The 12,182-nt window shown below is 44.5% G+C and carries 9 protein-coding genes; 3 read left to right on the top strand and 6 right to left on the bottom strand.

Going from position 1 to position 12,182, the window contains the following annotated elements:
* Nucleotides 1-170: 170 nt before the first annotated feature.
* The 6 genes from BMW94_RS11845 to BMW94_RS11820 form a co-directional block, all read right to left on the bottom strand.
* The gene (locus tag BMW94_RS11845; RefSeq protein WP_090998482.1) at nucleotides 171-1,046 is read right to left on the bottom strand and encodes a prohibitin family protein; all 876 of its coding nucleotides are present in this window, start codon (nucleotides 1,044-1,046) and stop codon (nucleotides 171-173) included.
* 591 nt (nucleotides 1,047-1,637) lie between these two features.
* Nucleotides 1,638-2,690, bottom strand: a complete 1,053-nt coding sequence (locus BMW94_RS11840; protein ID WP_090998481.1) for an ABC transporter substrate-binding protein — start codon at nucleotides 2,688-2,690, stop codon at nucleotides 1,638-1,640.
* 108 nt (nucleotides 2,691-2,798) lie between these two features.
* Nucleotides 2,799-3,773, bottom strand: coding sequence for a galactofuranose ABC transporter, permease protein YjfF (yjfF, locus tag BMW94_RS11835; protein ID WP_090998480.1), 975 nt, complete (start codon nucleotides 3,771-3,773; stop codon nucleotides 2,799-2,801).
* On the bottom strand, nucleotides 3,763-4,806 hold the full coding sequence (locus BMW94_RS11830) for an ABC transporter permease (RefSeq protein WP_090998479.1): 1,044 nt from the start codon (nucleotides 4,804-4,806) through the stop codon (nucleotides 3,763-3,765). Before BMW94_RS11830 ends, yjfF begins: the two co-directional genes overlap by 11 nt.
* A gap of 4 nt (nucleotides 4,807-4,810) precedes the next feature.
* A complete protein-coding gene (locus BMW94_RS11825) occupies nucleotides 4,811-6,322 on the bottom strand; it encodes a sugar ABC transporter ATP-binding protein (RefSeq protein ID WP_090998478.1) in 1,512 nt (503 codons plus the stop codon).
* Between the two features lie 86 nt (nucleotides 6,323-6,408).
* A complete protein-coding gene (locus BMW94_RS11820; protein ID WP_090998477.1) occupies nucleotides 6,409-7,431 on the bottom strand; it encodes an ABC transporter substrate-binding protein in 1,023 nt (340 codons plus the stop codon).
* 242 nt (nucleotides 7,432-7,673) lie between these two features.
* Here BMW94_RS11820 and BMW94_RS11815 point away from each other — a divergent pair, with 242 nt between their 5' ends.
* The 3 genes from BMW94_RS11815 to BMW94_RS11805 are packed head-to-tail and all read left to right on the top strand — an operon-like array spanning nucleotide 7,674 to nucleotide 12,100.
* Nucleotides 7,674-9,509: a cache domain-containing sensor histidine kinase gene (locus BMW94_RS11815; protein WP_090998476.1), complete on the top strand. Its 1,836-nt coding sequence runs from the start codon at nucleotides 7,674-7,676 to the stop codon at nucleotides 9,507-9,509.
* Complete coding sequence (locus BMW94_RS11810) at nucleotides 9,493-11,082, top strand: response regulator (RefSeq protein ID WP_254790215.1); 1,590 nt, start codon at nucleotides 9,493-9,495, stop codon at nucleotides 11,080-11,082. The genes BMW94_RS11815 and BMW94_RS11810 overlap by 17 nt, the downstream gene beginning before the upstream one ends.
* A complete protein-coding gene (locus BMW94_RS11805) occupies nucleotides 11,075-12,100 on the top strand; it encodes a sugar ABC transporter substrate-binding protein (RefSeq protein ID WP_090998473.1) in 1,026 nt (341 codons plus the stop codon). The genes BMW94_RS11810 and BMW94_RS11805 overlap by 8 nt, the downstream gene beginning before the upstream one ends.
* Nucleotides 12,101-12,182 lie beyond the last annotated feature (82 nt).

Here is a 12,182-nt window from a genome sequence, read left to right as displayed (position 1 = left end):
ATGGAATTTGAAAAAGCTACCGCCTGCAAAATACAGACAGCAGCTTGAAGTTGCCTAACCTTTTTTAAATTGTCCTTTACAAGGGGTACATTTTAGATTGGACTGGCTTGTTCATTAGAATTCAACACATTCAATTGGTGAGAAAGCAAGGCGTGCAACTCAAACCGCTATTAGGGAGATACGCTCCCCGCGCCGCTATTTTCTGTTTTTGTAGTCGGTAATTGAATCATTGGCGTATTTGACCCACTTACATATGGAAGGGCTCCATCCCATTTCTTGATGGTTTCATATTCAACGAGTTGACTCGATAATGATTGTTGAAGCTCTTTATTCGCTTTAGCCTGACCTTCTGCTTCAATTAATAGTTTATCTGCATTACCTTGTGCTTCCACGCGCTTACGATCTGCTTCTTTCTTGGCAATCTCAAGTTCAGTCGTTTTACGTTCCAGTTCTTGTGAAGCTTCGACACGCTTATCGATTGCTTCCTGAGTCTTAGCGTCAGGTTGAGGAACACCTACAGTAACGTTCGATACAATAAAGCCTAACTCTTTAACGTCATCAGAAAAACGTTGCTGGACGTCCACTCCTGCTTCGGATGACTTTTCTCCATATACATCAATGACTGTAAACTTGGAAATACCTTTACGAGCTGCGTCACGGAAACGTGTTTTGAGATATGTATCCTCAATTTCTTGAATGCTAATTGGCCCAAATGTATTAAAGATAGAAGATACTTTACTTGGTTCTACTTGGTAGTTGTAAGCAAAATCGATGGTGATGTTTTTCCCGTCAGAAGTAGCAATCTGAATATCTCTGTATTCCACCGTTTGAATTCGGATAGGATATTTCGTCACTTTATCAAACGCTCCAACGAGTTTCCACCCTTGACTCAGTGTACTGTCTTTTACGCCTCCATTTGGTGAATAAACGACCCCAACATATCCATTAGGAATTCGTGTTAAAAAGAAGGTCACCATTAGCACTCCCACAATAATAACTAATGCAACCGCAATTGCCCCTACCCTAAACGTCTTTGAATTTTTCATCACCATTCTCCTCTTGTTTGAATTTATTGTATTTCTTCAACACTCTATTACCTATTTTATTGAATAGCGGGAACATTAATGACCATAGAATAAATGCTAGGATAACGATTATAATTATTCCCCCAATAAAAGGCATATTCGCCCTCCCCTCTACTTCGCAAAATGCTTTGGCTTCTCTACACCTGTTTAAATATCACTTCTCCCAAATCTATAACTAAAAACAAATTTTATCCTCATTTATATATACTTTGTAAATTCGTATTCGGTTTCAATAATATCCAGCCCTTGAAATACTATAAGGTAAAGTAGCGAAGAAAAGGGTGAGTAAGTATGACAGACGTTACTAGAAACTGAAGGAGTCATGCGAAAAACCCCCAGTTAGATAAATTCTAAATGGGGGTTTTGGCATGACTCAATATCAGATTATCCGAGTTGCCGCAGCCCGCCAGAAAGCAGGTCGTTGTGCGAAGCAACATGACGGTGGAGGAATACAATAAGAGGTTTGTCAGTAAACCAGGGTAGTTCATCGCGTAAACACAACTTGAAGTTTTCCAGCATCAACGTTCGCGGAATCCAGAAGTGCTATCCCCGTTAGAACCGCCTGTTGTGCATCTCTCGTTCAGCACTCTCCTGTGTAAAGATGTCTTCCCTTGGCACCATTCGCTTCGGAAGTGTACGACCTGCGATAATTTCTTTCGTAGCCTGCATGAGCTGAGGACCAAGCAACGGGTTGCATTCCACCACAGCGTTGATCTGCCCGTTCGCCAGAATGTCGAGTGCTTTTCGAGAGCCATCTACCGAGACAATAATGATGTCCTTTCCTGGTTTCAAACCAACCTCTTCTATCGCTTTTATGGCGCCAAAAGCCATTTCATCGTTATGGGCAAAAAGAACCTGCGGCCTTTCATCTTCTGGAACCTGAAGGAAACCTTTCATAACTTCCTTCCCTTTGCTCTCCGTAAAATCTGCAGGAGCACTTTGTGAGAAGATGATATCTGCTCTGGTGTCGAAAATGCTTCTAAATCCCTCGCCACGCTGGATTGAGGGGGTTGATCCACGCGTACCTTGTAGTTCAGCGATTCGGATCGATCCAGGAACATTTCGCAGGCGATCCTGTACATACTTCCCCGCCTTCACACCTTCCTCATAAAAGTCCGATCCAATCGTTGTCACAAAAAGTGAGGTGTCCTTGACATCGACTGACCGGTCTACGATGATCACAGGTATGCCTGCATCCTTGGCCTCCTGAAGAATACCATCCCATCCCGATTCCACGACAGGTGCAATGGCAATGACATCCACCTTTTGCCTGATGAACGACCGAACAGCCTCGAACTGTTTCGTCTGCGACTGTTCTGCATTTTTTATCACAAGGGAGATTCCCGATTCAGCAGCAGCATTTCGAATAGACGTGGAGTTTGCCAAACGCCAGGCACTCTCTCTGCCCAGTTGGGAAAACCCCAAGACAATCGGTGTCGTAGATGTATCCCTGGCCACTGCTGATTCCATCCATTTCTCAACAGACGGGAGAGTTTCCAAGTTGTTAGATGAGATGGGAAGAGGAGCAGAACCAGATTCATGCGTTGTGCAACCGACAAGCAGCAGCAGGATGAGCAAACACAACCCGTTCATATGTCTTCTCACTCACGCATCCCCCATCTCCATGTTACTCTCAGCATTCACCAATGCAGAGCGCATATTGTTATATCATTGTTTCGGTATCCGTGTTCAAAATCATTTCATTCGATCAACTTAATGCAGTGATTTCGAGGACACTCGCCGTCCACTAAGAAGTCGTTGGAACAAAATAAAGACAAACAACATCAAGCCAATCACAATCTTGGTCCACCATGAGCTGAGTGTGCCTTCGAAGCTAATTATAGTTTGGATAGCCCCCTGGATCAATACGCCTATAAAGGTTCCCGCAACATAGCCGACACCACCTGTTAGCAGGGTGCCTCCGATCACAACTGCCGCGATGGTATCGAGTTCGAGACCCATGGCGTGCAATCCATAACCCGATAACATATAGAACGTAAAGACAACACCGGCAAGTGCGGAGCAAAAACCACTGAATGTGTACACCAGGACTTTGGTACGTGCAACCGGCAGCCCCATGAGCAGCGCAGATTGCTCGCTTCCGCCAATAGCGTAAACGTTGCGCCCGAAACGGGTGTAGTGTGCAAGATAGATCGCGATCAGTACAATGACCAGTGCAAGGATAACATTAATCGAAACGAAGCTGCCTCCTGGCAGCGGAATCTTCGCTTGCGCAACCTTCGTGTAAAATGTGTTTGTGATGGTAATGGTATCGATACTGATGACATAACATAAACCCCGTGCCAAAAACATGCCTGCCAGCGTCACGATAAAGGGCTGGATTTTAAAATAGTGGATAACAGCGCCCATGAATGTTCCAAACACTGCTCCCATGACAAGCACCATCGGTATGACGATTGCAGGCGACCAGCCTTGCTTTTCTACCAGGCTTGCGCTGATTATTGTCGTCAGAGCAATGACAGAACCAACCGACAGGTCAATTCCTCCCGATACAATAACGAAGGTCATACCAATCGCCGTAATAATTAAGAAGGCGTTGTCAATGAAGAGATTAAACAACACCTGCAAGGAAAAGAATCCGGTGTAACGAAAAGAGCCTATAGCAAGCATAACGACCAACAAACCAAATGTGACAAAGACCGGGAGATACTTTCGATTAAGAAACATGGCGGTTAACCCCCTGTTCAGCTGGAAATTTCCGCTTTTTCCAACGGATCACAATCGACTTTCGGAAGGAGTCAGATTGAATCAAACACACGGCCAAAACGACAAAGGCTTTGACAACCAGTGTAATTTCTGGCGGTACCCCGATCATATAAATCGTCGTTGTTAAGGTTTGGATAATAAGTGCTCCAACGACAGTACCCATCAAATAGAAACGGCCACCATTAAGCGAAGTTCCTCCGATAACCACAGCAAGAATGGCATCAAGTTCATACCACAGACCTGCATTATTCCCGTCCGCACTGGATACATTGGAACTCAGAATAAGTCCAGCAATTCCGGCACAGAGACCACAGAACACATAGACCGTGAGAATAACCGTTTTCGAACGAATGCCTGCCAGTTGGCTGGCGTTTGCGTTACTTCCGACCGATTCAATAAACAGTCCTAGTGCCGTTTTTCTCGTCAATAAAGAGGCAATGATCAGTACAGTCAATACGATGAAGATGGAGAACGGCAAAGCTACAAGCGAACCGGCACCGATATAGGCGTAGTTCGCATTGGATACAGTAATAATCTGTCCGCTCGTAATCAATTGCGCAATCCCACGTCCGGCTACCATCAGAATCAGCGTCGCAATGATGGGCTGGATTCGGGCAACCGAAACAAGCGCCCCGTTCCATACGCCCAAGATCAGGGAGAGACCCATCGATAATCCGAGTGCACCCAACACAAGCCCGAGCGAACTCTGGTCAATTCCTCTGCTGATGCTCATACAAGCCACGGCACCGGAGATCGCTACAATGGAGCCCACAGACAAATCGATACCTCCGGTCGCAATGACCAGCGTCATGCCGATCGATACCAGAATTAAAGGCGCTCCGAAATTGAGAATATCAATCAAGCTGCCATACAGATTCCCTTCACGCATGACGAGGGAGAAGAAATCCGGAGAGTACAGCAAATTAAAGATTAAAAGTAAACCAAGCATACATAACGGCCAAAACAAATGATGTTTACGCATCTTGCCCGCCATCTCTTTAACCTCCTGCCATTGCTTTCATGATTTGCTGTTGATGGATCTGATCCCCGCTGAGTTCTTTCACTTTTTTGCGATCCCGGAGTACGGCAATCCGGTTGCTGACCCGAATCACTTCTTCCAACTCGGACGAAATGAACAGCACAGCCATGCCCTGCTTCGACAGAGACAGCACGAGCTTCTGTATTTCGGCCTTTGCACCAATATCAATGCCACGCGTAGGTTCATCGAGAATCAACAGATCCGGGTTCATCAGCAGCCACCGGGCAAGCAACACCTTTTGCTGATTCCCGCCACTCAGATTTTTAATTAAATGCTCCGGGTTCTTTGGATGGATATTTAACAGGTTGATGTATTTTTCGGCAATCTCATCCTGCTTCTTGCGTGAGATCGGTTTGGACCAGCCTCGTGTCGCCTGGAGTGCAAGAATAATGTTCTCCCTGATAGTCAAATCATCAATGATGCCTTCGGTTTTACGGTTCTCGGAGCAAAAAGCAATATTCTGATCAATTGCATGACGCGGTGACTTGACTGTACTTCCTGTATCCGCAACGATCAGCTTCCCTTCGTCCGAACGATCCGCTCCAAAGAGAAGACGAGCGATCTCGGTGCGGCCAGATCCCAATAGTCCAGCCAACCCCACGACCTCTCCCTTGCGAATGTCCAGATCGAACGGCTCAATGGCTCCTTTGCGTCCAAGTGCCTTAGCGGTAATTAACAGTTCTCCCGACTCCGCCTGGGCAGCTTCCGCTTCCTTCGGAAGCTCCTCAAGCATCTCAAGCTCCTTGCCGATCATCTTGAGCACCAGCTCCATACGTGGAAGTTCTGCGGCTATGTACTCTCCTTCCAACTCACCATTACGGAGCACCGTTAGACGATCTGACATTTCGTATACCTGATCAAGAAAATGAGTAACAAAAAGAATGGCGAGACCTTCCCTCTTCAATTTGTGCATAATTCGAAACAGCTGCTGAACCTCGTTTTTGTCGAGACTAGACGTTGGTTCATCCAAAATGAGTACTTTCGCTGAGATACTGAGTGCTCTTGCAATCGCGATTAGTTGCTGTATCGCGACCGAATACGTCTGTAGAGGAACCTTAACGTCGATGGCAAGATTTAATCTTTCTCGTAGAATATTCTCGGCATCTCTGTTCATTTGTTTCCAATTGATTTTGCCAAATTTCATCGGCTCTCGTCCGATGAAAATGTTCTCAGCCACCGTTAAGTTAGGGCAAAGGTTAACCTCTTGATACACGGTGCTGATACCAGCCTTCTGTGCTTCCGGCGGACCGGAAATCGAAAGAACACGGTTATCCATAGTCACCGTTCCTTCGTCAATCGAATAAACGCCCGTCAGAACTTTAATCAGTGTTGACTTTCCAGCTCCGTTCTCTCCCATCAAGGCATGAATCTCTCCCGGAAACAAGCGGAAACTAACGTTGGATAGCGCTTTAACCCCTGGAAAACGTTTTGTGATCTCCGTCATTTGCAAAATGGGGGCTTGCTCGGCCATATAACCCTCTCCTTTGTTGATAGAAAAAAGTCATTTAGCGACAGTCAGGTCGAAAAATGACTTTTCGGTGATATACGAATCTGCTTTTAATATTCGCGTGTTGGTAGTGCTTCTTTGGCTTGCTCCGATGTAAAGGTCGTTTCGTCGGTTACGATCCGAGGTTCGATGTCTTTTCCATCAACTACGGATTGAACCGCTTCCATTAATTGAGGCCCTAATAACGGATTGCATTCTACGATAAAGTTGATTTTGCCGTCAGCGGCAGCTTGCATTCCATCCTTCACGGCATCCACAGAGATAATGGTGATATCTACACCTGGTTTCAGTCCTGCCGCTTCAATCGCCTGAATTGCACCAAGCGCCATATCATCATTATGTGCATAGAGAACATCTATTTTTTTATGTGCTTTGAGAAAAGCCTGCATGACTTCTTTGCCTTTGGCACGTGTAAAGTCACCCGATTGCGAAGCAATCACTTTAAGCTTTGAATTGGAAGCAATCACTTCCATAAAGCCCTCTTGACGGTCATTCGCTGGTGCAGAGCCTGTTGTGCCTTGCAGCTCAACGATATTGACTTCCTCTTGCGTATCCTTGTATTTGTCATTAAGCCATTGACCTGCTTTGCGTCCTTCTTCTACGAAGTCGGAGCCAATAAAGGTCTTGTAAAGGGTTTTATCCGGCGAATCCACAGCACGGTCCGTCAAAATCACGGGAATCCCTGCATCCTTCGCTTCCTTCAATACGGTATCCCAACCGGATTCCACCACTGGAGAAAAGGCGATAACAGTCACCTTCTGCTGGATGAAGGATCGCAATGCTTTAATTTGATTCTCCTGTTTCTGCTGAGCATCCGAGAATTTTAAATCATAGCCTGCTTCTTTAGCCGAATCCTGAATTGATTTGGTATTCGCTGAACGCCAGCCGCTCTCTGCTCCAACCTGGGAAAAACCGAGCGTGATCGTCTTTGCACTGGCAGGTGTACTGCCATTTCCACTCGTTGAATTTGCTTCATTGGAGTTTACTCCTCCATTGGTGCTGTTACATGCCGTGCTCACAAGCATCACCATAGCCAGTGTTATGGCAAATCTCCACTTTTTTTTGCTTTGCATGTTGTGATCCTCCCTTTTTATTGTCACCTTGTGGTGTGATCACAGTATAGACCGCTCCCATCCTGCTCTAATATGGAATCTCATTTGTTTTTCATGTAATCATTTAGCAATTTTAAAAAAGGCGTTTTAAAACGTGTATTTTCTTTGTTTAATTGTGTAATATTTAGCGATTCTCTTAAATATTTGAAAATCATGTTATACTAATGGTACATTTTTGATCCCTTCAGATGGAGTGGAATACGTTGAAACTTATTCAATGGATTGCTTCAAGCCTCAGACTTAAATTACTCAGCATGTTCATCATCCTCAGTTCTGTGCCACTGATCGTGGTTGGATTGATTTCTTACCACAAATCCTATACTGTCGTTTCCAATCATAACAAGGCCTCTACGCAGCTGGTCGCCGACCAGCTCGCCAGAAACATCGACATCATGTTTGAAGATACGGAACGGCTATTAGAGCTGGGCAAGAATCCGCAAGTACTTCAGTATTTGTACTCCCAATCGGAGTCCTATCCAGAAGCCAAAGCGATCCTTCAGACGTACAATCTCTATCGGGAAACATACAAATACGACAAGGTACTCAATATCTCATTCGTTAATTTCTATGGGAAAGGCCTAAGTGAACGAAAAGGGGTTTTTAAGCTGGAACGAAATCCGCTTCGTAATCCTTATTTTCAGTATCTGGTACAGTACCCGGATGCCATTCTGCGAATTCCTCATTCTGCACCATCCGCAGAAAATAATAGACTTGATGGGTTTGCTTACCCTAAACAGAATGCGCTTTCAATTATTGCCACAGTCAAAGAGCGAATTACCCATGAGGTCATCGGGTTTATTGTGATTGATTTGAATGATTCGTTCATTGATGACTTTTTGACGAATACCATCATTAAGAATTCCGGCTTTTTCTATATTAATGATCAACATGGAACCACTCTTTTCAGGCCGGCCGCTAACCCGACATCCAGTACAATTATAGATCAGATTAGAGCGGTACCCTTACATTTACAGCACGGCAGCTTCATCCTGTCCGCAAGATCGAAACCTCAGTTTGTCGTATATAGCACCTCGAACCAGACCGGATGGAAAATTATCGGGGTTGCTCCTTTTCAGGAGATCATTGCGGAGGCTAATGGCATTCGGCAATTGATCATCATCAGTGTTTTATTAAGCGCATTCTTTGCGATATCTTTATATTTTTTCCTTAATAATCGACTTATTCTTCCCATCCAGGTTCTTATGAACAAGATGCGTAAAGCTGCGAACGGTTACCTGGAAGCCAAGGTCACACCAACCGGCTCGGACGAAATCGCTGATTTAGGCAAGAGTTTCAATATTATGCTGGAGAAGATCAAGACGCTGATCGAAAAGAGTATTAGAGAAAATGAACAGGTAAAAATAGCCGAATTACGTACGCTACAAGCTCAGATCAACCCGCATTTTCTATACAACACGTTGGAATCGATTATATGGATGGCCGAAGCAGAGAAAAAAGCAAGTGTAATCAAGCTTGTACAGGCACTTTCGAAGTTTTTTCGTTTGAGTCTGAACAAAGGTTTTGACTGGGTATCCATTAAAACCGAGCTTGAACATGCGCAGAATTATCTGGTCATTCAACAAATGAGGTACCACGATATTCTGAAATACGAAATTAGGGTAGACGGCGAGCTTCAGGATTATCCCATCCTGAAAATGACACTGCAGCCCCTAGTTGAAAACGCCATTTACCATGGCATTAAGAACAAACGTGGCCTAGGACTAATTTCAATACAGGGATATATGGAGGGTACAGACATCATTCTCACCGTGCAAGACAACGGAATTGGCATGCCTGCTGATCGATTGGCTCAATTACGTGAAGAGCTGGAAAAGCCGGTAGGCAACCGTTCACCCAAGGATGGCGAGCAAGAAGGCGGATTCGGTCTGCTCAATGTGCATCACCGGATTCGGCTCTATTTTGGCCAATCTTATGGCGTTGAAATGGAAAGTACATATATGGAGGGTAGCACGTTTATGATTCGTATTCCAAAAAGAAAGGGGGGGCTAACCGTTGAAAAAGGTGATGATCGTAGATGACGAAATCGGGATCAGAGAAAATATACGCAACTGCGTAGATTGGGAAAAAGAAGGTTTTCATTATTGCGGGGATGCACCCGATGGAGAGCTTGCTCTACCCTTAATTGATGAATGGGCTCCCGATATTCTGATCACTGACATCAAAATGCCATTCATGAATGGTTTAGAACTTACCTCCATCATACGCACACAAAAGCCAGATATCAAAATCATTATCATGAGCGGTCATGATGAATTCAGCTATGCCCAGGAGGCGATCAGGCTCGGTGTTACCGATTACTGTCTGAAGCCAATTAGCGCTGCAGAACTCATTCAGATCCTTCATAAGGTCAGCCAGAAAATAGATGAAGAACAACAACGAATGACAAGCCGAACGATAACGAAAGAAAAACTGCTTGCCGATTTGTGTGGTGGTCTCATCTGTACGACCGATGCGATTGAATCTTCCAAACGACTCTCTCTACCTCTCTCTGCCAGGTTCTACACGATTGCCATTCTTGACGTGCAATTAAGAGATGCTTCTCAAGATTCGGAATCACGAATGAATAAAATACTTCACATACTGGAGGAAGCGCGTGACCCGCACGTAGAACTTCTTCCCTATATTCGAAGCCGGACAGAATTGGTTCTTCTACTCAAGTGCAGTTCTGATGACAGCATATCCATCTATTTGGAGCAGCTCAGAGGTCAGGTTCGATTGGAACTTGAACATGAGTTCAAATGCAACATCATCCTGGGCATTGGCAGCACTCAGGAGCGTCTGCAGGGTATCCATGTCTCGTATTTGGAAGCGGATGAAGACAAATATATTACCCGTCTCACCCTTCAGAACAAGGCCTCGCTCCGTGAGGTAAACCTTGATGAGAAAATGAACCTTTTTCTGGACAGGAATCGCTTTCTTGAATTTCTGAAAATCGGCAGTCCTAACGAGCGTGACCATTTTGTGAGGGAGTTTGCAGCTCCATTGCAGTCCATCGACTGGAAGTCCTCCTTGTATGGCTTTTATTTGTTGAATGATCTTTCCCTGGAGTCGTTTCGCATGGCCAGTCAACTATTCCGAATGGGTGCCCATCCAGATGAGAACATTACATGCCTGCAGCAGACGATCCAAAAAATTACGTGCTGGGAAGAATGTGCCCAATACCTATGTTCTCTACTCAACCAATTATGGCAGAGAAGAGCAGAGTCCTCTGGAAAATACAGTGACGTCATTGATCAGGTTAAAGCATATGTATCACACCAATATAATAACGAACAGGTTTCGTTAAAGACGATTTCTGCACATGTTAGAATCAGCCCAAGTCATCTAAGCAAAATTTTTAGCCAGGAAACCGGTCAAACCATAACAGAGTATCTAACCCAAATCAGAATTGGGAAAGCCAAGGAACTGCTGAAAACAACCAGCAACAAGACCTTTGAGATTGCTTATAAAGTCGGTTACAACGATTCTCACTATTTTTCCAATATATTCAAGAAAACAACAGGTTTTACGCCAAGAGAATACCGAGCTCAAGGATCTCAGGAACTCCAGGTCAGACCATTAGATAAGAAAAAAGAGCCCATGTATGAATAAAGTCAAATCTGTATTCTTACTCAAACTAATGCTTCTCCTTCCAATGGTTATTACATCCGGTTCAGTCCATATGAAGCTGAAGCAGCAGGCTGTAACGATGAATGTAACTACCTCCGATGAGACATCTACAGATGGCAAAACATTCGGTATTATTTATCCGATGACATATCCAACGTATGAAATGATTACTATGGATGCAACGGAGTCTGCTGGCAAACACAATATCACGCTAATGGTGAATGCCCCGGATGAAGCAAATACAGAACAACAAATCCGTATCATGGAGAACATGATCAAACAAAATGTGGATGGAATTGCCATTTCGCCTGTGGACGCTACTGCACTAACTCCGGCAATTAATAAAGCACAAGCTGCGGGTATCCCTGTAATCACATTTGAATCGGATGCCCCATCCAGTAATCGAACTGCTTATGTGGGTGCCGATAACTATCGTACTGGCCGTCAGTTCGCGATGACGACAACGAGGCTTCTAAATAATCAAGGCATGATTCTTGTTGAGAATGGCTTAGAGGAGATGCATGGCTTGCAGCAGCGGCTAAACGGGTTTATTGACTATATCCGTAATGAAACAGCCATCGAAATATTGGAGATTCATTATAATCAAGGGAACGAAGATCAAGCCATGACTGATATGGAGAACATGATTGATGCTCACCCTCACTTTAACGCGATCATAGGGCTAGATTTCGTTTCTGTTTCTGCCTCTACATTGATCTGGAAAGCAAAAGGCCTAAAGCGGCATTTGATCGCTCTCGGTGACAGCCCAACCAGTGAAAATGGGCTGCTTAATGGTCAACTATCCGCCGTTATTTCGCAGAATGAGGGTGTATGGGGAGCTAAGATGATTGAGACCTTGTTACTTGCAAGCGAAGGCCTGTCTGTGGAGGAATTAATAGATACGGGAATAACTGAATTAAATCAGGAAGTGATATCTCCCTGTAAAAGGGATGAGAATGAATCCGATGCGGAATATTTGTCCATTTTCAATTTCAAATAATCAAGCGTTTCGTTTATGCACATTAAACCCACCCATTGCTAATAATCTTTATTAATGTCATACGAATTAACCCCGGTATTGA

Source organism: Paenibacillus sp. OK003, assembly GCF_900109515.1.
Lineage (GTDB): Bacteria > Bacillota > Bacilli > Paenibacillales > Paenibacillaceae > Paenibacillus > Paenibacillus marchantiae.
This window is presented reverse-complemented; position numbering and strand designations above follow the sequence as displayed.

Bases quoted from the DNA above. Each gene is read 5' to 3' on its own strand.
- BMW94_RS11845 (WP_090998482.1), bottom strand. From the start codon at position 1,046: ATGAAAAATTCAAAGACGTTTAGGGTAGGGGCAATTGCGGTTGCATTA.
- yjfF (WP_090998480.1), bottom strand. From the start codon at position 3,773: ATGTTTCTTAATCGAAAGTATCTCCCGGTCTTTGTCACATTTGGTTTG.
- BMW94_RS11830 (WP_090998479.1), bottom strand. From the start codon at position 4,806: ATGGCGGGCAAGATGCGTAAACATCATTTGTTTTGGCCGTTATGTATG.
- BMW94_RS11825 (WP_090998478.1), bottom strand. From the start codon at position 6,322: ATGGCCGAGCAAGCCCCCATTTTGCAAATGACGGAGATCACAAAACGT.
- BMW94_RS11820 (WP_090998477.1), bottom strand. From the start codon at position 7,431: ATGCAAAGCAAAAAAAAGTGGAGATTTGCCATAACACTGGCTATGGTG.
- BMW94_RS11805 (WP_090998473.1), top strand. From the start codon at position 11,075: ATGAATAAAGTCAAATCTGTATTCTTACTCAAACTAATGCTTCTCCTT.